Origin of the sequence: Mycobacterium europaeum (genome assembly GCF_034555895.2) — a bacterium.
Classification (GTDB): Bacteria; Actinomycetota; Actinomycetes; order Mycobacteriales; family Mycobacteriaceae; genus Mycobacterium; species Mycobacterium europaeum.
The window spans coordinates 1,596,357-1,620,239 of sequence record NZ_CP157315.1 but is presented as its reverse complement, the minus strand read 5'-3'; the positions used below and the strand labels follow the sequence as shown (position 1 = coordinate 1,620,239).

Sequence of the window (23,883 nt, the reverse complement as noted above, 5' to 3'; positions counted from 1 at the left end):
GAACATGCCCAATTCCTTTGAGCTGGACGGACGCGGACCCTCCGACCGCCAGCTGTTCGGCATAGGCATCGCGGTCGTGGCGGTCAGCGCCCTGCTCACCACCGCGATGGTGGTCAAATCGACTGGCCGGCTCAACGATTACGTGCGGGTGGTCGCGGATCTGGTGAACGTCGGCGACGGCCTTCCGCAGAAATCCGACGTCAAGTACCACGGCGTACTCGTCGGCATGGTCAACGGCGTCGTCCCCGCAGCGCACGGCAAACCCAACTACGTCCACATCGACCTCAAACGGGAATACGCCACGTCGATTCCGGCCAATGTGACCGCACGCGTGGTGCCCAGCAACGTGTTCGCCGTGTCATCGGTGCAGTTGGTGGGCTCCCCGAACCAAGAGGGCCCCGGCGAGAAGATCCGCGAAGGCGCGCACATACCGGAAGACAATCGGCTTCCGACCGTTCTCTTCCAAACGACCGTCAGCAAGTTGCGCGACGTGCTCGCCGCGGCGGGGCGCGGACGTGACGACCGGTCCGTGGGGATTCTGGCCGCGCTCGGTGCCGCCACCGACCACCGCCGGGTCAGCCTGCTCAACGCCGGCGCTCAACTGAATCGCCTTCTCGACCAGCTCAATTCGATTGTCAGCACCGACACCGGCCCCTCTACGGTGTCCGCGCTGCTGGATGCGACGCGCGGGCTGGCGCAGACCGCCCCCGACCTTCTCGACGCACTGCATCAGGCCGTCGAGCCGATGCAAACCTTCGCCGAGACACGCGGGCAGCTGGCCTCACTGCTCTCGGGCGCCGACTACACGGTCGGCACGACGCGCCAATCGTTGGGCAACCACATCGACCAACTCATCCAGATCACCACCGATTTCACGCCGGTGCTCGGCGTGCTGGCGCAGAAGTCGAACAACTTCGTGCCCGCCATCGTCAAGCTGGACAACCTGGCCAACCAGTTCATGGAGCAGGTCTGGAACCCCCGGACCAATCTCGGCAACATGCGCGCGATGCTGACGTTCACGCCGAGTTCCACGTACACACGTGCCGACTGCCCGCATTACGGCGAGCTGAAGGGCCCCAGCTGCTTCACCGCGCCGCTGATTCCGGTGCGTCCCGATCTGCCCGAAGTGCTGCTGCCGCAGAACTACCAGCCGCCCAAGGACTTGGCCCCGCCCCCGGGCACCGTGATCGGCCCCGACGGCAACCTCGTGGCCGTGGGCCCACCGCTGATCAACCCGAACCCCAACCTGTCCGACCCCAATCCCCCGCTGCCCGCCGGGATCACGCCGTCACCACCCGTCCCCGGCAGCGCGAACCCCGATAACCCGTCACCCGGCGCGCCGGCGACGCCGCAACCGCACGAACCGTGGGTCGCACCGGTGGCCCCCAAGGCGCCGTGGATACCCCAAGCCTCGTTCCGGGCCGCCTACGGGGGGAACGTCGGACCCGTTGGGAGCCAATACGAGCGGAACATGCTGGGCGTGATCACCGGCGCGCCCGCGACGGACGCCACCGAACTGCTGCTGGGTCCGGTCGCCCGCGGAACGACGGTGTCCATAGCTCATGCACCGGCTCCTCGACCCGGGGAGCCCAAGTGAAGTTTCGCGGCCCGCTCATCGCGCTGACCCTGTTCATGGTGGTCTCGTTGACGCTGACGTGGCTGGTGTACGTGAGCCTGCGCCGCGACGTCGCCGGCAACACCGCCGAGTATTCGGCGGTGTTCAGCGACGTGTACGGGCTACGCGAGGGCGACGACGTCCGGATGGCCGGGGTGCGCGTGGGCCGGGTCGAAAAGATCGAGCTCGACGGGAAACTGGCGAAGGTCTCGTTCGTGGTGCAGCAAGAACAGCGGTTGTTCGGCAACACCCTGGCGTCGGTCACCTACCAGAACATCGTCGGCCAGCGTTATCTCGGACTGTCTTTGGGCAAGGAAGGCAGTCCGGCGCTGCTCCCCCCGGGAAGCACCATCCCGCTGGAACGCACCGAACCCTCGTTCGACGTGACCACGCTCCTCAATGGCTATGAACCGTTGTTCAGCCTGTTGAACCCCCACGACGCCGACAACCTCACCAAGGGCATCATCGCCTCGCTGCAGGGCGACACGTCGTCACTGGCCACGCTGGTCGGCCAGACCTCCACCCTCACAGAGACATTCGCGGGCAGGGATGAGGCGCTGGGCAGTGTGATCACCAACCTCGACAAGGTGATGGGCAACCTGGCCCGACAGAACGACGATCTCGACGGTGTCATCACCCAGACCCGCAGCGTCGTCGGCGAACTCGACGCGCGGCGCCCGGACCTGGTCGCCTCGGTGGGCTCGCTCGCGCGGGTGACCGGCCGGCTGTCGGCCTCGGCGGCGGACGTGTACCCGGCGCTGCGCGAATTCATCGATCGTCAGCCCGGTGTCACCAAGCACATCATGGACGTCGAACCGCAGGTGGCGTTCTTCGGCGACAACATACCCCTGCTACTCAAGGGGCTGACCCGGGTCGGCAACCAGGGCGCCTACGGCAACGCCTACGTCTGCGACGTGAACTTCATGGGGTTCTTCCCCGGGCTCAACGACGTCGTTCCGATCATCGTCAACGCCGCCACGCCGGGCAACACGGCGTGGCACACCCCGAGGTGCAGGAGCACGGCCGATGGCTGACGAGTCCGTGTGGGAGCGGATGAAGAGGCGTCCGCTGGAAAGCTACAGCAAGACGTGGCTTGGGTTCATCGCCGTCGCGGTGGTCGCGGTGCTCATCGCCATCATGCTGCTCGTGCACGCGCTCGGCGCCGGATACCGGCACTACACCGCGGAGTTCCTGCAGGCGGCCTCGCTGCGGGCGGGCAACCCGATCGTGGTCGCGGGCATCCCGGTGGGCAACGTCACCAGCATGAAACTCGTCGGCGACCACGTCGAGGCGGGCCTGAAGATCCGGGACAACATCGCGCTGGGCAAGTATTCCCGGGCGCAGATCAAGGTCACCACCATCCTGGGTTCGCGCTACCTGGCGCTGGAACCCGCCGGCCCGGCGCACCTGCCCGACAACACCTTCGACCTGGCGCACACCGAGGTCCCCTACGACCTGCAAGCGGCGCTGCAGGACGCCACCACCACGTTCGAGCAGGTCGACTCCGACCGGTTCGCACAGTCGCTCGCGGTGCTCGGCAAGCAGCTCGAGGGGCTGCCCGCCGTTGTCCCCCAGGCCATTTCGAATATCAACACCCTGTCCTCGATCATCGCGCTACGACGCGACCAACTGGGACAGCTGCTGCGCAGCACCGAGCAGGTGACCAACACGCTGCGGCGCCAGCAGGCCGGCATCGGCAATCTGGTCGACCAGGGCCAGGACCTGTTGGGCCAATTCGTCGCGCGGCGCGCCGTTTTCCACGCGATGATGCGATCCCTTTCCAGCCTCGTCGACACCATGAGTCAGGTCGTGGTCAACGACCGGTCCGGGCTGGACTCGCTGATCAAGGACATGCGGGACTTCACCGACTTGATGGCTCAACACGACGACCTGCTGCACAGCATGCTGCAAACCAGCCCGATCTTCTTCCGCGAGGCCGCCAACCTCACCGGTGACGGCAACGCGATCAACTTCAACGCCCCCAACGTTCCGCTGATCGACTCGTGGATGTGCGCGATCAGCGGCCGTGCCAAGCAGTTCGGCATGATCCAGTACTTCAAGGACTGCAAGTGAAGGGGCCGGTGAAGAAGGCGGGATTCAACCTCGCGACCAGGATGGCGGCCATCGTCGCCGTGCTCGCTGTCGTCGCCGCGGCGGTCGGAATCGGCTGGTGGTACCTGGGTTCCGACGAGGACACGATCACCGTGACGGCCCAATTCGACAACGCCTCGGGCCTCTACGAGGGCAACGTGGTGGCGGTGCTGGGGATGCCGGTCGGCAAGGTCACCAAGATCAACGCCAAGGGCGGCTACGTCGAAGTCGAATTCACCGTCGACCGCCACGTCAAGGTTCCCGCCACCGTGCAGGCCGTCACGGTGTCGACCTCCATCCTCACCGACCGACAGATCGAGCTCACGCCGCCCTATCGCGGTGGGCCGACGCTGGAGAATCACGACACCATCGGCTTGCCGCGGACCAAAACGCCCGTCGAATTCAGCAGCGTCCTCAACGTTTTGGACAAGGTGACCAAGTCGCTCGAGGGCGACGGCCACGGTGGCGGCCCGGTCGCCGACGTGCTGAACGGCGGCGCCGAAGTGGTCAACGGCAACGGCGAACGGATCAAGGCGGCGCTGGGCGAGCTGTCCAAGGCGCTGCGCCTGTCCAGCGACCGCGGCGCGACGACCCGCGAGCAGATCACCACGATCGTCAGAAACATCAGCACCCTGTTCGACGCCGTGGCCGCCAACGACACGAAGTTGCGCGAGTTCGCCTCGACCATCCACCAGGTCAGCCAGATCATGGCCGACGAGGACATCGGCAGCGGCAGCACCGGACGCAGACTCGACCAGCTGATCCAGCGGGCCGGCGACCTGCTCGACGCCAACCGCGACAACATCAAGCGGGCCGCGTTGAGCGGCAACGCCACCCTGAAGGTGGTGACCGACCAGCGGCGCGACCTCGCCGAACTCCTCGACCTGGCTCCGCTGGTGGCCGACAACGCCTACAACATGGTCGACCGGGCGAACGGCAGCGTGCGCGCTCGCTTCCTCACGGACCGATTGCTTTTCGACAGCCAGTACACCAAGGAGATCTGCAACCTGATGGGGCTTCGGCAACTGGGCTGCAGCACCGGGACCATCCAGGACTTCGGCCCCGATTTCGGGTTGACGTACGTGCTCGACGGCATGGCCGCCATGGGGCAGAAATGATGACCGCGGGCGCGCGCGGCGTGCTGACGGTGATGGCCGCCGCGATGGTGACGGCGGGGTGTGCCACGAACGGGCTTGCCAGCCTGCCCCTTCCGGCGCCGGGGCTGGGTTCTGGTGGCTACTCGCTGAACGCGGTCTTCTCCAACGCGCTCAACCTGCCGATGAACGCCAAGGTGAAGCTCGCCGGCGCCGACGTCGGGCAGCTCGAATCGATGGTCGCCCGCAACTACACGGCGGTCACCCGGCTGCGCATCAGGGACGGCGTGCAACTGCCCCAGGGCAGCACCGCCGAATTGCGCACCGCGACACCGCTGGGCGACGTGTTCGTGGCGCTGAAGCCGCCGGCCGCGGGCGAACCGGACGCGCCGCTGTTGAAGGACGGCGACACCATCGGCCTGGATTCGACCGCGGCGGCCGCAACCGTCGAGTCGGTGCTGAGCTCCGCGGCGATCCTGGTCAACGGCGGGGCGGTGCGCAATTTCACCAACATCATCAACGGTTTCGGCAAGGCCACCGGTGACCAGGGCCAGGCGTTCGGCGACATGATCCGCAAGTCCAACGAGCTGCTCGGCAGGTTGGATTCCCGGTCCGATCAGATCTCGGCCGCATTGACCCAGCTGTCGCAACTGGCCGATCAGCTCGACGCCAAGAACCAGACCGTCACCGACCTGATGGCGGCCGCCCGCCCCGCCACCGCGGCCCTGGCCGACAACACCACCCAGCTCTCCAACGTGGCCGTGCAGGTGGGTGACACCTCCCGGCTGCTGGCCCGGTTCCCGTCGATCGGCGGGACCGACACCAGCGGCCGCAGCATCATCCGCGACCTCAACACGGTCGCCGCGGCCGCCAACGACGTCGCGATGAGTCCGGATACCAGCTGGCTGTCGATCAACCGGCTGATTCCCGCGTTGGTCAAATCGACTGCGGGAAACTCGATTTCGGTGAACGTGGGGGTGGACAAGATCATGCTCGGGTCGCTGCCCGACATCGGGTTCCCCGGCGATATCGGGCTGCACGGACCCCACCACTACAACGTGAACCTGCTCGTCGGCACACTCAAGTACACCCTGTGGCGGCTGCAGGAACGGGTGGTGGGCCGGGGACCGAACTCGCCGCAGGTGCCCGTCATTCCGGATCCGACCGTCCCGGGCCAGATCGATGTCGCCCCTGGCGCCCCGCCGGCGCCCGCGCCGGGACCGCCACCGGAACCGCCATCGGGACGGCAACCGTGATCCGCGCCATCGACAACTCTGCCGGTTTCGTTGTCCGAGTGGTGCGCACCGGTCACCGCCAACAGGTCTGGTTGTCGGTGGCCGGACTGGCGCTCATCCTGATCGTCGCTACGGCCTACCTGCTGATCGGCGCGTTGCGGGTGAAGCCGTTCGCCTCCTCCTACCGAGTCACCGTGCAATTGCCGGATTCCGGCGGCCTGCTGCCCAACCAGGATGTCGCCCTGCGCGGGGTGCGCGTAGGCCGGGTGGAGTCGCTACAGATCACCGACAACGGGGTGGATGCCGTCGCCAGCATCGCCTCCGAGGTGCGGATCCCGGCGAACAGCGTCGTGCACGTGTCGGCGCTCTCGCCCGCGGGTGAGCAGTACATCAACTTCGAGGCCGCATCGGACGCCGGGCCGTTTCTGCGCGACGGTAGCGTCATCGCGCGCGACCACACCGACGTGCCGGTCAGCTTGGCGCAGTTGCTCGGCGACGCCGACGGACTGCTGGCCCAGGTCGACCCCCACCAGATCGAGTTGATCAAGAAGGAACTGAGCCTGAGCAAGGAAGGTCCGGCGAAGCTGACCGCCATCGTCGACGGCGGCACGTTCCTGCTCTCGACGCTGGATTCGGTGCTGCCGCAAACCACCAGCATCATCAAGACCAGCCGGGTGGTGCTCAACCTGGCAAGCGACAAGAACGCCGGATTGGGCGCTGCGGCAACCGAACTCAACAGGACGCTGACCGGTGTCGCCAGGATGCAGGCCGGCTATCGCCGCCTGACCGATCAGACGCCGCGCACGCTTTCGGCCGTCGACAACCTGTTCGCCGACAATTCCGACACGATGGTGCAGTTGCTGGGCAGCATGGCCACCATGTCGCAGCTGCTCTACCTGCGGGTCCCCGCGCTCAACGCGCTGTTCCCCGACTACCGCGGGTCGGTGCTGGACGCGGTGACGAGCACCTTCCACGACGGGGGCGTCTGGGCGACGGCCGACCTCTACCCCCGCTACGTGTGCGACTACGGGACACCGGCGCACGCCTCTTCGGCCGCCGATTATTACGAGCCGTTCATGTACACCTACTGCCGCGATGACGACCCCGCGGTCTCGATCCGCGGCGCCAAGAACGCGCCGCGGCCGGGCGGCGACGACACCGCCGGCCCGCCACCGGGGGCCGACCTGGGCCGGCGAACCGATCCGACGCCGCGGGGCCGCTACACCATTCCCACCCCCTACGGCGGTCCGCCGCTGCCGATCGAACCGCCGCACTGAGCCGTAAACCAGCTGACCCGATCCCCAGGAGATGACCGTGATCGTGACCACCGAGAAGAACCCGAGGGCCAAGGCGCATGCCGAGGTGACACCGGACGCCGAAACACCGGACGCCGCAATCGAAGACGCCGCAATCGAAGACGTCGACGAGATGCCCGCCGGTGAATCAGCCGGCGAAGACGAAGGTGCGCTGCTCAAACGCAAGCCCTCCGCGGCCGAGCGCGGTAAGCGCCGCTGGAAGCGCCATCTGCGTCGCGGCGTGCTGCCGGCGCTACTCATTGCGTCACTTGCCGTTTCGGGGTTCCTGGGCTGGCGGCTCTGGCAGGAGCATCAGGTCAAGTTGGCCGGCGACCAGGCCCAACAGGCGGCGATCGCCTACGCGCAGGTGCTGACGAGCATCGACTCGAACAAGGTCGACGAAAACTTCCGGCAGGTGCTCGACGGCGCGACGGGCGAATTCAAGGACATGTACACGCAGTCCAGCGTCAAGCTCCGGCAGCTGCTGATCGACAACAAGGCGACCGCGCACGGCGTGGTGGTGGACTCGGCGATTCAGTCCGAATCCACGAACAAGGTCGTCGTGCTCGTCTTCATCGACCAGACCGTCACCAACACGGCCGCGCCCGACCCGCGCATCGACCGCAGCCGGATCAAGATGACCATGGAGAAGGTCGACGGTCGCTGGCGGGCCAGCAAGGTCCAGCTGCTGTGATGCGCCGAATACTCGCGGCATCGGTGATGATCGCCGCCGCAACGCTTCCCGGCACGGCGCACGCGCGCGCATCCGCCCCGTCCTTCTGTGGCGAACTCGGCGGCGACTGGGACGGCCAGTACTGCCACACCTCCGTGACGTCGGAGCGCAACGCCGTTCGGGACATCAAGGTCGCCGTGCCCGACGAACTGGTGGACAATCCGACCACCGGCCCGGTGATCCGCGACTACCTGCGCACCCTGGTCAACAATTGGAAAACTGCCAACGGCGCCATGGCCGCCGACAGCTACGGCGAGGAGAACTTCGAGGTATTCCGCCACGGCAACCTGCTCAGCGCGGTGTTCCACGAGGACTACCATGCCGACGGGCCGAAGCCCAACAACGCCTACCGGACCTTCACGTTCGACATGGCAAGTGGCCGGCGGGTGCAGCTGGCGGACCTGACGACGTCAAACCCGCTGACCGCCATTCCCCCACTGGCCCAACCGTTTATCGAAACCGCGCTCAACCAGGCGCCGCCGCCCCACGACCCCGGAACCTACCCCTTCGTCGTCGACCGCTGGACCCCGGACAAGGTCTACTCCGGGGCGTACAAGGCCTGGGCGGTGACACCGGACGAGTTGATCCTCTACATGCCGGACTACCCGGTGGGCCACGACGAACCGCTCAACTTCACGCCCGGTGTCATGCAGTGGTTCATGGACGGCGGCACCGTGCAAGCGCACATCCCGCTGTCGGCCCTGGCCCCGGTCCTGCGCGTCTAGGGACCGCGCGTCTAGGGACCGCGCGGCCGGGGTGGTCTCAGTTGGCCTTTCGGCGACGCACGTCGATCGATATCACCTCGGCAGAGTGCTCGCTGTGCCCGACCCGACCGTCGTCCGCGCTGGGCGCACGGCTGCTACGGGCCGAGAAGCGAACGGTTGCCGCCAGATCGCCGTAGTCCCAGGCTAAGTCGCTCACTTCGCGTTTCGTGCGGCCGAGCGCGGTACACAGCACCCCGACGATGCGCCGGACATGCAGGACCGTGACGTTGACGGCTTCCACGGCGATGTCGGCAATGCGGTTCAACTCTCGCACCAGCATAAACATCCCTCCCCCTGGTTCGGCACGACCAGGACGGTGCGTCCAGCGCCTCGACTGACGTGGCACCGGTGCTGGAGTCTACGGCTCAGTCCTCGGGGTTGTAGCCGAGGTTCGGGGCGAGCCAGCGCTCGGCCTCCTGCAGGGTCCAGCCCTTGCGCTTCGCGTAGTCGGCGACCTGGTCCTGGGCCATCCGACCGATCACGAAGTACTGCGACTGCGGATGTGAGAAGTACCAGCCGCTGACGGCGGCACCGGGCCACATCGCCATCGACTCGGTCAACTCGATGCCGGTCCGTCCCTTGACGTCCATCAAGTTCCACAGCGTCACCTTCTCGGTGTGGTCCGGGCAGGCCGGGTAGCCGGGGGCAGGGCGGACTCCCACGTACTTCTCGTCGATGAGCGCTGCGTTGTCCAACTGCTCGTCGGGCTGGAATCCCCAGAACTCCTTGCGGACCCGTTGGTGCATGCGTTCGGCGAAAGCCTCCGCCAGCCGGTCGGCGATCGACTCCAGCAGGATCGCGCTGTAGTCGTCGAGGGCCGCCTTGAACTCCGCGATCTTCTCCTGGCTGCCGAGCCCCGCGGTGACGGCGAAGGCGCCGACGTAGTCGGCCAGACCGCTGTCCTTGGGCGCGATGTAGTCGCCCAGCGACCGGTTCGGGATGCCGTCGCGGTGCTCGCCCTGCTGGCGCAGGTTGTGCAACGTCGTCAGCACCTCGGTACGGGTGTCGTCGGTGTACAGCTCGATGTCGTCACCAACCGCGTTCGCCGGGAAGAACCCGATCACCCCGTTGGCCGTCAGCCACTTCTCCTTGATCAGCGTGTCGAGCATCTCCTGGGCGTCGTCGTAGAGCTTGCGGGCGGCCTCGCCCGACGCGGGATTGTTGAGGATGTCGGGGAACCGGCCCTTCATCTCCCAGGCGTTGAAGAACGGCTGCCAGTCGATGTACTCGCGCAACTCGGCCAGGTCGTACTCACGAAATTCTCGTACTCCGGCACCTATCGCGGGCACCGGCGGCGTGTAGCCGTCCCAGTCGATCGGCGTCCGGTTCGCGCGGGCCTTCTGAAGCGTCAGCATCGGCCGCTCGTTCTTCTGGGCGTGCCGTTCGCGCAGGGACGCGTAGTCGGCCTCGGTGGCCTCCAGCAGGGCCGGACGCTGCTTGTCGTCGAGCAGCGCGGCGGCCACCGGCACCGAGCGGGAGGCGTCCTTGACCCAGACCACCGGACCGCTACGGCGCGGCGAGATCTTCACCGCCGTGTGGGCGCGCGAGGTGGTCGCGCCGCCGATCAGCAGCGGGATCTCCATCCCCTCACGTTCCATCTCGACCGCGAAGTTGGCCATCTCGTCCAGGGACGGGGTGATCAGTCCCGACAGCCCGATGATGTCGGCGTCGTGCTCCTTCGCCGCGTCCAGGATCTTCTGGGCGGGCACCATCACCCCGAGATCGATCACTTCGAAGTTGTTGCACTGCAACACGACCCCGACGATGTTCTTGCCGATGTCGTGAACGTCGCCCTTCACGGTCGCCATGATGATCGTGCCGTTGGTGTCCTTGGACTTGGACGTGCCGGACGCTGTGTTATCCGCCTTCTCCGCCTCGATGAACGGCAGCAGGTACGCCACGGCCTTCTTCATCACCCGGGCCGACTTCACCACCTGGGGCAGGAACATCTTGCCCGAGCCGAACAGGTCACCGACGACGTTCATGCCGTCCATCAGCGGACCCTCGATCACCTCGATCGGGCGGCCACCCGCGGCGGCGATCTCGGCCCGCAACTCCTCGGTGTCGGCGTCGACGTGGGCGTCGATCCCCTTGACCAGGGCGTGCGTGATCCGCTCGCGGACCGGGAGGCTGCGCCACTCGGCCACCGCCGTGTCACCGGCGTCTTCCTTGCTGTTGAACCGTTCGGCGATCTCGAGGAGCCTCTCGGCCGCGTCCTCGCGACGGTTCAGGACGACGTCCTCGATGCGGTCCCGCAGCTCGGGGTCGATCGAGTCGTAGGGCACCAGCGCACCGGCGTTGACGATGCCCATGTCCAGGCCGGCCTTGATGGCGTGGAACAGGAACACCGCGTGGATCGCCTCGCGGACGGGGTTGTTGCCCCGGAACGAGAACGACACGTTCGAGATACCGCCGGAGATGTGCACCCCGGGAAGGTTCTCCTTGATCCAGGCGCAGGCCTCGATGAAGTCGATCCCGTAGGTGGCGTGCTCCTCGATACCGGTCGCCAGCGCGAAACAGTTCGGGTCGAAGATGATGTCCTCGGCCGGGAAGCCGACCTCTTCGGTCAGGATCCGGTAGGCGCGCCCGCAGATCTGTTTGCGGCGCTCCAGGTTGTCGGCCTGCCCCTGCTCGTCGAAGGCCATCACGACCACGGCCGCGCCGTACTTGCGGCACAGCCGCGCCTCGCGGACGAACTTCTCCTCGCCCTCCTTCAGGGAGATCGAGTTGACGATCGGCTTGCCCTGCACGTTCTTCAGGCCCGCCTCGATGACCTCCCACTTGGAGGAGTCGATCATCACCGGAACGCGGCTGATGTCCGGCTCGGCCGCGACCAGCTTGGTGAACCGGTCCATCGCGGCGACGCCGTCGATCATGCCCTCGTCCATGTTGATGTCGATGACCTGCGCGCCGACCTCGACCTGCTGCAGGGCGACCGACAGGGCGGTGTCGTAGTCCTCGGCCTTGATCAGGTTGCGGAACCGGGCGGAGCCGGTGATGTTGGTGCGCTCACCGATGTTCACGAACAGGGAGTCGTCGGTGATGTTGAGCGGCTCCAGGCCCGAGAGCCGGGTGGCCACCGGAATCTCCGGCACCTCGCGCGGCGGCTTGCCCTCGACGACCTTGGCGATCTCGGCGATGTGCGGCGGCGCCGTCCCGCAGCAGCCACCGACCAGGTTGACCAGACCGCCCTCGGCGAAGTCGGCGATGTAGCTCGCCTGACGCTCGGGGGACTCGTCGTATTCGCCAAAGGCGTTGGGCAGGCCGGCGTTCGGGTAGCAGGAGACGAAAGTGTCGGCGATCCGCGACATCTCGGCGATGTAGGGCCTCATCTCCGGCGCGCCCAGCGCGCAGTTGAGGCCGACCGCGATCGGCCGCGCGTGCCTGATCGAGTTCCAGAACGCTTCGGTGACCTGACCGGACAGCGTCCGCCCGGAAGCGTCCGTGATGGTGCCCGAGATGATCACCGGCCAGCGGCGCCCGCGCTCCTCGAACAGCGTCTCGACGGCGAACACCGCGGCCTTGGCGTTGAGCGAGTCGAAGATCGTCTCGATGATGAGCAGGTCGGCACCGCCGTCGACCAGGCCGTTGACGGCTTCCAGGTAGGCGGCGACCAGCTGGTCGTAGGAGACGTTGCGGGCCCCGGGGTCGTTGACGTCGGGCGAGATCGACGCGGTCCGCGTCGTCGGCCCGATCGCGCCGGCGACGTAGCGCGGCTTCTCCGGGGTGCTGAATTCGTCGGCCGCCTTGCGGGCCAGGGCGGCCCCGGCGTAGTTCAGCTCGTAGGCCAGGTCCTGCATGCCATAGTCGGAGAGCGAGACCGCGTTCGCATTGAACGTGTTGGTCTCCAGGATGTCGGCGCCCGCCTCGAGGTACTCGTGGTGGATCCCCTCGATGATCTGCGGCTGAGTCAGGTTCAGCAGGTCGTTGTTGCCCTGCAGGGCGGTCGGCCACTCCGTGAACCGATCGCCGCGGTAGCCGGCCTCGTCCGGCCGGTCGCGCTGGATCGCCGTGCCCATCGCGCCGTCGATCACCATGATCCGCTGGCGCAGCGCTGCCGTCAGTTCGTCGGTGCAGTCGGGGCGGACGTTAGGCACGAATGTGTTCGGTGCGGAGGTGTCCAAGGCGCTCACATACGTTCCTTCCGTAGCGGAAGGCGTCCTTGACTCTGCCGAGCGTGGCGGATACCGGCTGTAAGACCCGGACCCGTTGCAACGCCTCTCGACCAAAAAAGTCTACGTCGTCACCCGACGCCTGGACGCCCAGCTCGACCCGATCCGCTTGGCGTCCGCGGTGCCCGTGAGCGCCATCCGGCGAATCGTGTCGGCGATGTCGTAGTTACCAATGTTAACCAGTTCGCGGCCGAAGTATTTCGCCCCGGCCGACCGCGCACGGTCCGCCTCGGCGGCGCACGGGAGCCCGTACGCTGATTCTGTGACCCCGCCCGAGGGCCCCCCTAATGGAGGAGCCGCACTGCCCGAACTGCACAACACCATCGTCGTGGCGGCGTTCGAGGGCTGGAACGACGCCGGCGACGCGGCCAGCGACGCGCTCGAGCACCTCGAGGCCATCTGGGAAGCGGATCCGATCCTGGAGATCGACGACGAGGCGTACTACGACTACCAGGTGAACCGCCCGGTCATCCGGCAGGTCGACGGCGTCACCCGGGAACTGGTGTGGCCGGCGATGCGCATCTCGCACTGCCGGCCCCCGGGCAGCGACCGCGACGTGGTGCTGATGCACGGCGTGGAACCCAACATGCGCTGGCGCACGTTCTGCGCCGAGCTGGTCGCCATCGCCGACAAGCTCAACGTGGACACCGTGGTCATCCTGGGCGCCCTGCTGGCAGACACGCCCCACACCCGGCCGGTTCCGGTTTCCGGTGCGGCCTACAGCCCCGAGTCGGCGAAACGCTTCGGGCTCGAGGAAAGCCGCTACGAGGGCCCGACCGGCATCGCCGGGGTCTTTCAGGACGCCTGCGTGGCCGCGGGGATCCCGGCGGTGACGTTCTGGGCGGCGGTGCCGCACTACGTGTCCCAGCCGCCCAACCCCAAGGCGACGGTGGCGCTGCTGCGCCGCGTCGAGGACGTGCTGGACATCGAGGTTCCGCTGGGCGACCTGCCGACGGATGCCGAGGAGTGGGAGCAGGCGATCACCGAGATGGCCACCGAGGACGAGGACCTGGCCGAATACGTGCTGTCGCTGGAGCAGCGCGGCGACGCCGAGGTCGACATGAATGATGCGCTGGGCAAGATCGACGGCGACGCGCTGGCGGCGGAATTCGAGCGCTACCTGCGCCGCCGGCGGCCCGGCTTCGGGCGCTAGAGCTGCTTCTTGCCGAGGCCCTGGTTGTAGGCGCTGGTGGAGCGCCCGAGCGCGGCGACCTGGGCGTCCAGTTGGGGCAGCAGCTCGGCCGTGGGTTTGTGCAGGGGCAGTTCGCCGACCGGGGTGGACAGCACCGGCTTGATCCAGCGGAACAGGGCGACCCAGCCCGGGCAGTAGATCCGGTTGCGGCGGCCCTCGATGCCTTTGACGAAGGCGTCCGCGCACTTGTCGACCGTGGTGGTCTTGTTCAACGGCCACGGGAAACTGGCGAGCAGCTTGCCGAAGGCCGGCAGGTCGGCCTCGGTGTCGCGGACCAGCGCGGTGTCGATCCACGACATGTGCGACGAGCCGACGCGGACGCCGTGATGGGCCACCTCCAGCCGCAGCGCGTTGGCGAGGATCTCGACGCCGGCCTTCGACGCGTTGTACGGGACCAGGCCCGGACACGCGGCGTACGCCGCCAGCGACGAGACGACCAGCACGTAACCGCGGCGCTCGATCACCGCGGGCAGCGTGGCCCGCACGGTGTTGAAGACGCCGAGCACGTTGATGTCCAGCACCCGCTTGAACGCCTCGGGGTCGACCTGCAGCACCGACCCGTAGCTGGCGATGCCGGCGTTGGCCACCACCACGTCGATGCCGCCGAAGCGTTCGACGGCCCGGGCGGCGGCGGCCTCCATGGCCGGCAGCTCGCGCACGTCGGCGACCGCGGTCAGCACGTGCTCCTCGCCGAGTTCGGCGGCCAGCGCGCTCAGCTCGGCGTCGTTGAGATCGGTCAGCACGAGTTTGGCGCCCTTGTTGCGCAGCCGACGGGCGACCGCGGCACCGATGCCCCGGGCACCGCCGGTGATGAAAACAACTTGGTCCTGCAGCGATGTCATGGCCGCCAAGGTACCGCCTTTACAGCTCGGTGTTCACAGCTCCACCCCGAGCAGCGCATCGACCGCGGTCGCCACCAATTTCGGCGCCTCGCTGTCGTGACCACCGTATTCCAGAGCGTCGGTGGCCCAGCCGTCAAGCGCGGCAAGGGCTTTGGGAGTGTTCAGGTCGTCGGCCAGGTACTGGCGCACGCGCGCGATCACGTCGGCGGCGTCCGGGCCAGCGGGCAGCCCGGTGGCGGTGCGCCAGCGCCGCAGCCGGGCGTTGGCCTCGTCGAGCACGTCGGAGCTCCAGAACCGGTCCGCGCGGTAATGCCCGGCCAGCAGACCCAACCGGATCGCCGCCGGCTCGACGCCTTGCGCCCGCAACGTCGACACCAGCACCAGGTTGCCGCGGCTCTTGGACATCTTGTGCCCGTCCCAGCCGATCATTCCCGCGTGCACGTAGTGCCGCGCGAATCGTCGCTCCCCCCGGACACATTCGGCGTGGGCGGCGGTGAACTCGTGATGCGGGAAGATCAGGTCGCTGCCCCCGCCCTGGATGTCCAGGCCGCTGCCGAGCCGGCTCAGCGCGATCGCGGCACACTCGACGTGCCAGCCGGGCCGCCCGGTCCCGAACGGCGACGGCCAACTCGGCTCCCCCGGCCGCGCCGCCCGCCACAGCAGCGCGTCCAGCTCGTCGGTCTTGCCGGGCCGGTGCGGATCGCCGCCGCGCTGCTCGAACAGTCGCAGCATGGTGTCGCGGTCGTAGCCGGACTCGTAGCCGAACTGCTGCGTGGCGTCAGCGCGGTAGTAGACGTCCGGGTACTCGCCGTCGACGACGTACGCCGCGCCCGACGCCAGCATCTTCTCGACCAGCTCGATCACCTCGGGGATCGCCTGCGTGGCCGCGACGTAGTCGCGCGGCGGCAGGACCCGCAGCGCGGCCATGTCCCCGCGGAACCGGGTGACCTCCCGATCACCGAGCTCGCGCCAGTCGACACCGTCGCGGTCGGCGCGTTCGAAGAGCGGATCGTCGACGTCGGTGACGTTCTGCACGTAGTGCACGGCGTGGCCGAGGTCCAGCCACTGCCGGTACACCAGGTCGAAGGTCAGGTAGGTGGCCGCGTGGCCGAGGTGGGTGGAGTCATACGGGGTGATGCCGCAGACGTACATCGTCGCGGTCGAACCGGGCGCCACCGGGCGCACCTGCCGGTCGGAGGTGTCATACAGCCGAAGCTCGGGGCCACGCCCCGGCAACACCGGAACCGGGGGAAACGCCCAAGACTGCATGGCATCGACTCTAAACGCGCGTGGTTAGCGCCATGCGTCGCGGATGGCCGCGAGCAGGATCGGCGCCACCTCGGCGCGGCACATCACGAAATCGGGCAGGTAGGGATCGAACTGGTTGTAGCGCATGGGCGAGCCGTCCAGGCGCGAGGCGTGCATGCCCGCGGCCATCACCACCCCGGCCGGTGCCGCCGAGTCCCACTCCCACTGGCCGCCCGCGTGCAGGTAGGCGTCGACCTCGCCGTCGATGATGGCCATCGCCTTGGCGCCCGCCGACCCGATCGCCACCGGCTGGATGGCCAGCGACTGCCGCATGCGGTGTAACACGAAGGGCGGCCGGGTGGCGCTGACGGCGATCCGGAACGTGTGCGGGACGCCGACGCGTGCGGCGTCGGCGGTCACGGTGTCGGTGCGGTACACCGTGTTCCCGCGGGCCGGCAGCGACACCGCCGCGTCGGTGATCTCCGGCCGGCCGTTGGTGGGCCGCTGCCAGAGCGCGATGTGCACGGCCCAGTCGTCGCGGCCGGGCGTGGAGAACTCGCGGGTGCCGTCCAGGGGGTCGATGATCCAGACCCGGTCGTGCTTGAGCCGGACCAGGTTGTCGTAGGCCTCCTCGCTGAGCACCGCATCGTCGGGGCGCTCGGCGGCCAGCCGGCGCAGGATCAGCTCGTTGGCCAGGCTGTCTCCGGCGTCACCCAGCGCCCACGGCTGACCGAAGCCGATCTCTTCGCGCACTTTGAGCAGCAACTCCCCCGCGTCCGCGGCGAGTTCGGCAGCCAGTGCGGCATCGGTCAGCTCATCCGGGCCCTGGCTCACCGACCCAGTATCTCCGACGCCCACGCGGGCCTCAGAAGGCCGGGCACTAGAAGGCCGGGTCGGCGACCGGCTGCGCCGCGCTTGCCATCGCCTCAGAAGGCCGGCCAGGGAATGGGCCGGTGCCGGTTCGGTCCCGGCATCACCGGATCGTTCAGCAGCGCGTGCGCGCGCTGGCGCAGCGCCGCGATCTCCGCCCGCGTGATCAGCTCGGACAGCTCGTCGCAGAACGAGCCGTCCAGCGCGTCGACGAGACCGGCCACCGCCTCGAGCATTGTCTCGTCGACCGGCTGGTTGGCCCAGCCCCATAGCACCGTCCGCAGTTTGTCCTGGACATGCAGGCACACCCCGTGGTCGACACCGTAGACGTGGCCCTCGATGTCGCGCAGGACGTGGCCCCCTTTGCGGTCGGCGTTGTTGACCAGCACGTCGAAGACCGCCATCCGCCGCAGCCGGATGTCGTCGGCGTGCATCAAGACGACCTCGTCGCCGGCGTAGTCGTAGGCGCGCAGCACCGGCAGGTAACCCGGCTGCGGTTCGCCGGCGGGAAACAGGTCGACCAGGTCGGGGCCGGGCCTGGGGTCGGAGCCGGCCGCGTCACCCGGCTGCTCCACCCACAGCTGCAGCATGCCGGGGCCGGCCGGCCCGTGACGAATCACCGTGTAGGGCACGATGTTCCACCCCAACTGCGTCGACACCAGGTACGCCGCGAGTTCGCGGCCGGCCAGCGTCCCGTCGGGAAAATCCCAGAGCGGGGCCTCGCCCGAGACCGGCTTGTAGACGCAGTGCACGGTCGATTCGCCGAGCGTGGACTCGCACAGGAAGGTGGCGTTGCTGGCAGAGCGGATGCGTCCGAGGACCGTCAGCTCGCCGTTCCGCAACACCTCACGGTCGTCAGGCCTCAAGTTCATCGTCAGGCCCGAGCAGCGCGCTGCGCCTGTAGCCGTTGGCGCGCGCGCAGATATGGCCCTCCGGATCCAACGGTTCGTCGCACAGCGGGCACGGGGGCCGTCCCGCCGAGATGACGCGATTCGAGCGCGTGGCGAACTGCCGCGCCGATTCCGGCGTCAAGAACACGCGCACCGCGTCGGGCCCCTCCTCGGTGTCGTCGAGCACCACCGACGCGTCGAACTCCGCGTCGGTGACGGCCAGCAATTCGACCACCACGGTCTGCGCCTCCGAATCCCAGCCCAGGCCCATCGTTCCGACCCGAAACTCGGCGTCCACGGGCGTGACCAGTGGGTTGAGATCCTCGACCTCGGCGGGCTCCGGCGGGACCGGCGTGCCGAACCTGCGATTCACCTCGAGCAGCAGCGCGTCGATGCGTTCGGCCAGCACCGCGACTTGCTGCTTCTCCAACACCACCGACACCACCCGCGAATCGTGCACCGCCTGGATGTAGAAGGTGCGGTTTCCGGGCTGGCCGACGGTCCCGGCCACGAAGCGGTCGGGTGTGCGGAAGACGTGGATTGCGCGGGCCATGGCACCTCCAAAATACCGGCTGTTGCCTTCGCCGTGCGATTCGATTGCCCCGCTCTGCCTGTTTTAAGCGGAATTAATCGGTCGAGCCGCCGACCACCGCGTCGCTGGACGGCACGAGCCCGGCCGGCTGCTGCCCAGACACGGCCTGTTCGGTTGACGCCTGTTCCGTTGGCGCCTGTTCGGTTGGTGCCTGTTCCGTTGGCGCAGCCGGGGTCTCGCCGTCGGTCTTGGCCTTCGCCCCGTCCTGGGGCGGCGGTCCCGCCCGCAGCGCCGCGGCCAATTTCGCACCCGTGTGGTTGACGTGCAACACGAACGGGCGCAGTTCGGTGTACCGGATCACGCTGACCGAGGCCGGGTCGGCGGTGACCCGCTGGAACGCGTCCAGGTGCATGCCGTACGCGTCGGCGATGACCGCCTTGATGACATCCCCGTGAGTGCAGGCCACCCACAGGGCGTCGCCGCCGTGTTCCCCGCCATGCTCGAGGGCCAGCCGTCGATCGTGTTCCCGGATGGCCGCCACGGCGCGGGCCTGCACCTGCGCCAAACCCTCGCCGCCGGGAAACATCGCCGCGCTCGGGTGGGCCTGCACGACCCTCCACAGCGGCTCGCCGGCCAGCTCGGCGATCTTGCGGCCGGTCCAGTCCCCGTAGTCCACTTCCGCGAGCCGGTCGTCGATGAGCGGCTCCAGGCACAGCGCGGTGGCCAGCGGCTCGACCGTGCGCCGGCAGCGCAGCAACGGGGAACTGATCACCGCGCGGATGGGCAGGTCGCCGATCCGGTCGATCAGCCCGGCGGCCTGATCGCGGCCCTTATCGTCGAGGTCGACACCCTCCGAGCGACCGGCCAGGACGCCGGCCGTGTTCGAGGTGGACCGGCCGTGGCGCAGCAGGATCACCGTCATGCCGCGGTGCCCAACCGGGAAGTCCGAGACATTGGGTCAACCACGATCACGACCGTACCCGGTGCAACCCGGACCCGATGATCAGCGCGTGGCTAGCGCGCCACCGGCACCGCGTGCGCCACCGAGTCCCGCACGGCGGCGGTCAGGCTGCGCTGGTCCGTGAGGTCGATGTCGACCAGGCTGCGGACCGCGGTGGCGACCACCTCATCGGCCTGCGGAACTGGCCCGGCAAGGCGCGGCCGGTAAATCTCGACGACGAGTGAGCCGTGCTCGATGTGGAACGAGAAACTGCGCCCATCACCGACTTGTCCATAGCCGCTGGCGAATATTCCTGTCGACATGTCTTCGACAGCAAACTCTTTTTCCGCACTGTGCCGGTCAACGATGACGGCCATGAGCCGACCATACCTCGCCCGCGAGACTTGATGTGCGCGACATGGCGATATTGGATGCGAAGGCGTTCCTTAGAGTGGGAAGTCCACATTCACTGCACGAGGGAAAATAATTGCTGTCACTGCGCGGTCGTGATCAATCGGCAGCTCACTGCGTTGCACTCGGCGTCGCAATTTTGCTGAGCGCGGTGACGGGTTGTTCGTCCAATACATTCAATTCCGCGCCGCCCACCATCGAACCGGCCGCCCCCGCGGTGTCCCCGCCGGTGTCACACAACCCCGCCGGCACGGTGCGCCCGCTGCCGGTGCACGCGGCCGCGGCCACCTTCGACGGCGGCACCCACCGACTGGCCGTGCTGGCGCCCGGCGCCGCCCCGGCGGGGCGGTCCAGCGTCACCGTCTTCGACGCCCCGGAGGCCGCACCGCGCGTCATCGACCTGCCGGGCCCGGCGAGCGCCATGACCGATGACGGCCACGGCACCCTCTTCCTCGCTGCCCGCGGCGGCTATTTCGTGGTCGACCTGCGCACCGGCCACACGGGAGAGGTGAGCGTCGCCGACGCTCAGCAGACCGACTTCACCGCGGTCGCCCAACGCGCCGACGGCAAGCTGGTGCTGGGCAGCGCCGACGGGGCCGTCTATACCCTCACCTCCCCGACACCCGGGGCCGTGGCCACCGCGACCGCCGGCAGCCGGACCAAGATCTTCGCGCGCGTCGATTGCCTTGCCACGCAAGGGAATATGACGGCGGTCCTGGACCGGGGGCAGACCTCGGTGACCACGATAGGCGCCGACGGCCGGGTCCAACAGGCGCTGCGGGCCGGCGAAGGGGCGACCACCATGGCCGCGGACCCCTGGGGCCGCATCCTGGTCGCCGACACCCGGGGCGGCCAACTGCTCGTGTACGGCGTCGACCCCCTGATCCTGCGCCAGGCCTACCCGGTGCCCCAGGCGCCGTACGGCCTGGCCGGCTCGCGCGCATTGGCCTGGGTTTCGCAGACCGCTTCTAATATGGTCATTGGTTACGATCTGTCCACCGGAATTCCCGTCGAAAAGGTGCGTTACCCAACCGTGCAGCAACCGAACTCACTGGGCTTCGACGAAGCGTCGGACACCTTGTACGTGGTGTCCGGGTCCGGTGCGGGGGTTCAGGTCATCGAACACGCGGCGGGTGGGCGTTGACGGCGTCGCACCGAAGCCAGTTGCCCGCGGGCTGGGACACCGAACTGTCCGACGAATACGAGTGGGTGCCACTGCGCCTGCCGCCCGAGGTGACCCGGCTCAGCGCGTCCATCCGGCTGTCCATCGAGGCCGAATACCGGGGCTGGGAGCTGACCCGGGTGCGCCTCTACACCGACGGCAGCAGGCGAGTGTTGTTGCGCCGCAAGAAGTCTCGACTGGACAACCGGCGACCCGACCAGCCGCAACTGTGACGGTGACCCTACCTCGCGAAGGCATCGTGTACGGCCTGGTGCGACGGCTCTTTTTCCTGATTCCGCCCGAGCGCATCCACACGCTGGTCTTCGCGGTGCTGCGCGGCGCCACCGCCGTCGCCGTCGCCCGGCGGGTGTTGCACCGCCTGCTCGGGCCCACCGATCCGGCGCTGGCGAGCACCGTGTTCGGGGTGCGCTTCCCGGGGCCACTCGGGCTGGCCGCCGGCTTCGACAAAGACGGCAAGGGGTTGATGACCTGGGGCGCGTTGGGCTTCGGGTACGCGGAGGTCGGGACCGTCACCGCGAACGCGCAGCCCGGCAACCCGCCCCCGCGCATGTTCCGGCTGCCCGCCGACCGCGCCCTGCTGAATCGGATGGGCTTCAACAACCTCGGCGCCGGGGCGCTGGCGATCGAACTCGCGCGTCACCGTCCCGACATCCCGATCGGGGTCAACATCGGCAAGACCAAGTCCACGCCGGCCGCCGACGCCGTCGACGACTACCGGGCCAGCGCCCGCCTGGTCGGGCCGCTGGCGTCGTATCTGGTGGTCAACGTCAGCTCGCCGAACACGCCCAGCCTGCGCGACCTGCAGGCCGTCGAGTCGCTGCGGCCCATCCTGTCCGCCGTCCTCGCCGAGGCCGCCGTCACCTCCACACCGGTCCTGGTGAAGATCGCGCCGGACCTTTCCGACGCCGATCTCGACGACGTCGCCGACCTGGCGGTCGAGCTGGGCCTGGCCGGGATCGTCGCCACCAACACCACCGTGTCGCGCGAGGGTCTGAAGACGCCGGGGGTCGACGCGCTGGGCCCCGGCGGCATCTCCGGGCCGCCGGTGGCGCGCCGGTCCGCCGAGGTGCTGCGCCGGCTCTACGGGCGGGTGGGCGATCGCCTGGCGCTGATCAGCGTCGGGGGCATCGAGACCGCCGACGACGCGTGGGAGCGGATCACCGCGGGCGCGTCGCTGCTGCAGGGCTACACCGGCTTCATCTACGGAGGAGGCCTGTGGGCCAAGCGCATTCACGACGGCATCGCGCGCCGGCTGCGCGACGGCGGGTTCGCCTCGCTCAGTGATGCGGTCGGCTCGGCGGCGCCGAAGGCCGGAGGGCCGGCGGGCTAAGCCGCCCCTGCTTCGTCGGCTTCTTCGTCATCCTCTTCGGCGAGGATCTTTTCGGGGTGGTGGAAGGTGTTGGTGCGTGGTTGCCCGCGGTCCAGGTGCGGCGGTGGGATCCATTCGGTGTCGCCGTTGGCGCGTTTTCGGGTGGTCCAGCCCTCGTCGAGGAGGCGGTGGTGGGGCCCGCAGGCCAGGGTGAGTTGGTCGATGTCGGTGCGGTAGGTGCTGGCCCAGTCCTCGACGTGGTGCACCTCGCAGTAATAGCCGGCCACATCACAACCCGGATGCGAACAACCGCGGTCCTTGGCGTACAACACGATTCGCTGACCCGGTGAGGCCAGCCGCTTGCCGTGATACAGCGCCACCGCCTTGCCCTTGTCGAAGACGGCCTGGGGGTACCTCCCGCTTGCGGGGGCATAGTGGTGGGCGTGGCGGGCCAGGCGGATCACGTCGGACATCGGCAGGACGGTGCCCCCACCGGTGAGCGCCTTGCCGGTGGCGGATTCGAGGTCTTTGAGCGTGGTGGTGACGACGATGGTCGCCGGCATCCCGTTGTGCTGACCCAACTCGCCCGAAGCCAGCACCGCCCGCAGGGCGGCGTTGAGGCCGTCGTGGTTGCGCTGGGCCGGGCTGCGGGTGTCGCGCTGGATCGCGTCCTCGCCAGGGGCGCCGTCGACGACCGGGGTCTGGTCATCGGGGTTGCACATGCCCGGTGCGGCCAGCTTGGCCAACACCGCCTCCCACGTGGCCCGCGCCTCGGGGGTGAGCCAGCCGCTCAACCGCGACATGCCGTCGGCCTGCTGATGGCCCAGCACCAGGCCGCGAGCCCGCGCCCGGTCGGCATCGGTGTAGTTACCGTCGGGATTGAGGCAGTCCATCAGGTGGCGGGCGAGCTTGACGAGTTCATCCGGGCGATAGTGGGTGGCCTCGCACGCCAGGTGTTTCTCGGCGTGCTCACGCGTGTCGAGGTCGACGCAGTCCGGCAGCTGGCGGAAAAACCTCCGGATCACCGCCACCTGCTCGGCCCCGATGGCCCCGTCGCGCTGGGCCGCCGCGGTTGCGGGCAGCACCGGCGCCAACGGCTCACCAGAAAGCGCCCGGCGCGGCCCCAGCTCGGCGGCCTCAGCGATGCGGCGGCTGGCCTCACTGCGGGTGATGTGCAGCCGATCGGCCAATGCCCACGACAGCTTCCCACCCAACTCGGTTGAATCAGCCTGCTCCCCAACCTGATTGATCAGCTGATGACTGGGTGTCTGCAGCCGGCGCGCCTCACACTCCAGGATCTCCAACAACGCCAACCGTTCCGGATTCGTCAACGCCGCATATGAATGCCCCTGAAAGCGGGACACCGCGGCACGCAACGCCGCGACGTCGTGCTGGATCTCCTCACGGTCACTCGAACGCATGTTCGAATGCTACGGCCGGCGGACCGACCAACCGCGGCGGCTCCGG

General features: G+C 68.3%; 21 protein-coding genes and 1 pseudogene. 12 read left to right on the top strand and 10 right to left on the bottom strand.

Translation table 11 applies throughout. The features are described from left to right. Nucleotides 1-4 precede the first annotated feature (4 nt). The 8 genes from U8D42_RS07660 to U8D42_RS07625 are packed head-to-tail and all read left to right on the top strand — an operon-like array spanning nt 5 to nt 8,788. Nucleotides 5-1,597: an MlaD family protein gene (locus U8D42_RS07660; protein ID WP_322860598.1), complete on the top strand. Its 1,593-nt coding sequence runs from the start codon at nt 5-7 to the stop codon at nt 1,595-1,597. Continuing rightward, nucleotides 1,594-2,649: an MlaD family protein gene (locus U8D42_RS07655; protein WP_322860597.1), complete on the top strand. Its 1,056-nt coding sequence runs from the start codon at nt 1,594-1,596 to the stop codon at nt 2,647-2,649. The genes U8D42_RS07660 and U8D42_RS07655 overlap by 4 nt, the downstream gene beginning before the upstream one ends. Next, on the top strand, nt 2,642-3,688 hold the full coding sequence (locus U8D42_RS07650) for an MlaD family protein (RefSeq protein ID WP_322860596.1): 1,047 nt from the start codon (nt 2,642-2,644) through the stop codon (nt 3,686-3,688). Before U8D42_RS07655 ends, U8D42_RS07650 begins: the two co-directional genes overlap by 8 nt. Nucleotides 3,689-3,729: 41 nt before the next feature. Then, the gene (locus U8D42_RS07645; RefSeq protein ID WP_322860720.1) at nt 3,730-4,824 is read left to right on the top strand and encodes an MCE family protein; all 1,095 of its coding nucleotides are present in this window, start codon (nt 3,730-3,732) and stop codon (nt 4,822-4,824) included. Then, entirely contained in the window at nt 4,821-6,056 is a 1,236-nt protein-coding gene (locus U8D42_RS07640) for an MlaD family protein (RefSeq protein ID WP_322860595.1), read from the top strand. The genes U8D42_RS07645 and U8D42_RS07640 overlap by 4 nt, the downstream gene beginning before the upstream one ends. Then, nucleotides 6,038-7,312, top strand: a complete 1,275-nt coding sequence (locus tag U8D42_RS07635; protein WP_431523864.1) for an MlaD family protein — start codon at nt 6,038-6,040, stop codon at nt 7,310-7,312. Before U8D42_RS07640 ends, U8D42_RS07635 begins: the two co-directional genes overlap by 19 nt. A gap of 31 nt (nt 7,313-7,343) precedes the next feature. Further along, on the top strand, nt 7,344-8,024 hold the full coding sequence (locus U8D42_RS07630; RefSeq protein WP_322860593.1) for a DUF3329 domain-containing protein: 681 nt from the start codon (nt 7,344-7,346) through the stop codon (nt 8,022-8,024). After that, on the top strand, nt 8,021-8,788 hold the full coding sequence (locus U8D42_RS07625; RefSeq protein WP_322860592.1) for a mannan-binding family protein: 768 nt from the start codon (nt 8,021-8,023) through the stop codon (nt 8,786-8,788). The genes U8D42_RS07630 and U8D42_RS07625 overlap by 4 nt, the downstream gene beginning before the upstream one ends. A 37-nt stretch (nt 8,789-8,825) precedes the next feature. Here U8D42_RS07625 and U8D42_RS07620 read toward each other — a convergent pair whose 3' ends face one another. Both U8D42_RS07620 and metH read right to left on the bottom strand, forming a co-directional pair. Next, nucleotides 8,826-9,113 carry a hypothetical protein gene (locus tag U8D42_RS07620; RefSeq protein WP_322860591.1) on the bottom strand — a complete coding sequence of 96 codons (288 nt, stop codon included), beginning with the start codon at nt 9,111-9,113 and terminating at the stop codon, nt 8,826-8,828. 79 nt (nt 9,114-9,192) lie between these two features. Then, nucleotides 9,193-12,960, bottom strand: a complete 3,768-nt coding sequence (gene metH / locus U8D42_RS07615) for a methionine synthase (protein WP_322860590.1) — start codon at nt 12,958-12,960, stop codon at nt 9,193-9,195. A gap of 301 nt (nt 12,961-13,261) precedes the next feature. Here metH and U8D42_RS07610 point away from each other — a divergent pair, with 301 nt between their 5' ends. Continuing rightward, nucleotides 13,262-14,152: a PAC2 family protein gene (locus U8D42_RS07610; protein WP_085239807.1), complete on the top strand. Its 891-nt coding sequence runs from the start codon at nt 13,262-13,264 to the stop codon at nt 14,150-14,152. Here the strand turns inward: U8D42_RS07610 and U8D42_RS07605 are convergent. The 7 genes from U8D42_RS07605 to U8D42_RS07575 form a co-directional block, all read right to left on the bottom strand. Next, the gene (locus U8D42_RS07605) at nt 14,149-15,033 is read right to left on the bottom strand and encodes an SDR family oxidoreductase (RefSeq protein ID WP_322860589.1); all 885 of its coding nucleotides are present in this window, start codon (nt 15,031-15,033) and stop codon (nt 14,149-14,151) included. The two genes, U8D42_RS07610 and U8D42_RS07605, sit on opposite strands and share 4 nt — an antisense overlap. 33 nt (nt 15,034-15,066) lie before the next feature. Further along, nucleotides 15,067-16,302: a cysteine--1-D-myo-inosityl 2-amino-2-deoxy-alpha-D-glucopyranoside ligase gene (gene mshC, locus U8D42_RS07600; protein WP_085239805.1), complete on the bottom strand. Its 1,236-nt coding sequence runs from the start codon at nt 16,300-16,302 to the stop codon at nt 15,067-15,069. Nucleotides 16,303-16,326: 24 nt separating this feature from the next. After that, entirely contained in the window at nt 16,327-17,115 is a 789-nt protein-coding gene (locus U8D42_RS07595; RefSeq protein ID WP_085239804.1) for a 3'(2'),5'-bisphosphate nucleotidase CysQ, read from the bottom strand. 92 nt (nt 17,116-17,207) lie between these two features. Next, a complete protein-coding gene (locus U8D42_RS07590) occupies nt 17,208-18,023 on the bottom strand; it encodes an SCO1664 family protein (protein WP_322860588.1) in 816 nt (271 codons plus the stop codon). Further along, entirely contained in the window at nt 18,007-18,594 is a 588-nt protein-coding gene (locus tag U8D42_RS07585; protein ID WP_085239802.1) for a DUF3090 domain-containing protein, read from the bottom strand. The genes U8D42_RS07590 and U8D42_RS07585 overlap by 17 nt, the downstream gene beginning before the upstream one ends. A 73-nt stretch (nt 18,595-18,667) precedes the next feature. Further along, nucleotides 18,668-19,495, bottom strand: coding sequence for a histidine phosphatase family protein (locus tag U8D42_RS07580; protein ID WP_322860587.1), 828 nt, complete (start codon nt 19,493-19,495; stop codon nt 18,668-18,670). Nucleotides 19,496-19,587: 92 nt separating this feature from the next. Then, nucleotides 19,588-19,890 (bottom strand): hypothetical protein, encoded by a 303-nt coding sequence (locus tag U8D42_RS07575; RefSeq protein ID WP_085239800.1) that lies wholly within the window; start codon nt 19,888-19,890, stop codon nt 19,588-19,590. A gap of 119 nt (nt 19,891-20,009) precedes the next feature. On the opposite strand from U8D42_RS07575, the gene U8D42_RS07570 reads away from it, so the two are divergent. From U8D42_RS07570 to U8D42_RS07560, 3 genes and pseudogenes are all read left to right on the top strand, one after another. Further along, complete coding sequence (locus tag U8D42_RS07570) at nt 20,010-21,068, top strand: YncE family protein (RefSeq protein ID WP_322860719.1); 1,059 nt, start codon at nt 20,010-20,012, stop codon at nt 21,066-21,068. Then, nucleotides 21,065-21,319 (top strand): DUF5703 family protein, encoded by a 255-nt coding sequence (locus U8D42_RS07565; RefSeq protein ID WP_085239798.1) that lies wholly within the window; start codon nt 21,065-21,067, stop codon nt 21,317-21,319. The genes U8D42_RS07570 and U8D42_RS07565 overlap by 4 nt, the downstream gene beginning before the upstream one ends. Before the next feature lie 26 nt (nt 21,320-21,345). After that, nucleotides 21,346-22,423 (top strand): annotated as a pseudogene (locus tag U8D42_RS07560) (quinone-dependent dihydroorotate dehydrogenase); the annotation flags it as partial. Between the two features lie 10 nt (nt 22,424-22,433). On the opposite strand, the gene U8D42_RS07555 reads toward U8D42_RS07560, so the two are convergent. Further along, the gene (locus U8D42_RS07555) at nt 22,434-23,837 is read right to left on the bottom strand and encodes an HNH endonuclease signature motif containing protein (protein WP_348636941.1); all 1,404 of its coding nucleotides are present in this window, start codon (nt 23,835-23,837) and stop codon (nt 22,434-22,436) included. Nucleotides 23,838-23,883 lie beyond the last annotated feature (46 nt).

What these genes read in the sequence shown, in the direction of transcription:
- U8D42_RS07660 (WP_322860598.1), top strand. Translation starts at nt 5, where the DNA reads ATGCCCAATTCCTTTGAGCTGGACGGACGCGGACCCTCCGACCGCCAG.
- U8D42_RS07650 (WP_322860596.1), top strand. Translation starts at nt 2,642, where the DNA reads ATGGCTGACGAGTCCGTGTGGGAGCGGATGAAGAGGCGTCCGCTGGAA.
- U8D42_RS07645 (WP_322860720.1), top strand. Translation starts at nt 3,730, where the DNA reads ATGGCGGCCATCGTCGCCGTGCTCGCTGTCGTCGCCGCGGCGGTCGGA.
- U8D42_RS07640 (WP_322860595.1), top strand. Translation starts at nt 4,821, where the DNA reads ATGATGACCGCGGGCGCGCGCGGCGTGCTGACGGTGATGGCCGCCGCG.
- U8D42_RS07630 (WP_322860593.1), top strand. Translation starts at nt 7,344, where the DNA reads ATGACCGTGATCGTGACCACCGAGAAGAACCCGAGGGCCAAGGCGCAT.
- U8D42_RS07620 (WP_322860591.1), bottom strand. Translation starts at nt 9,113, where the DNA reads ATGTTTATGCTGGTGCGAGAGTTGAACCGCATTGCCGACATCGCCGTG.
- U8D42_RS07605 (WP_322860589.1), bottom strand. Translation starts at nt 15,033, where the DNA reads ATGACATCGCTGCAGGACCAAGTTGTTTTCATCACCGGCGGTGCCCGG.
- mshC (WP_085239805.1), bottom strand. Translation starts at nt 16,302, where the DNA reads ATGCAGTCTTGGGCGTTTCCCCCGGTTCCGGTGTTGCCGGGGCGTGGC.
- U8D42_RS07590 (WP_322860588.1), bottom strand. Translation starts at nt 18,023, where the DNA reads ATGAACTTGAGGCCTGACGACCGTGAGGTGTTGCGGAACGGCGAGCTG.
- U8D42_RS07585 (WP_085239802.1), bottom strand. Translation starts at nt 18,594, where the DNA reads ATGGCCCGCGCAATCCACGTCTTCCGCACACCCGACCGCTTCGTGGCC.
- U8D42_RS07580 (WP_322860587.1), bottom strand. Translation starts at nt 19,495, where the DNA reads ATGACGGTGATCCTGCTGCGCCACGGCCGGTCCACCTCGAACACGGCC.
- U8D42_RS07575 (WP_085239800.1), bottom strand. Translation starts at nt 19,890, where the DNA reads ATGGCCGTCATCGTTGACCGGCACAGTGCGGAAAAAGAGTTTGCTGTC.
- U8D42_RS07555 (WP_348636941.1), bottom strand. Translation starts at nt 23,837, where the DNA reads ATGCGTTCGAGTGACCGTGAGGAGATCCAGCACGACGTCGCGGCGTTG.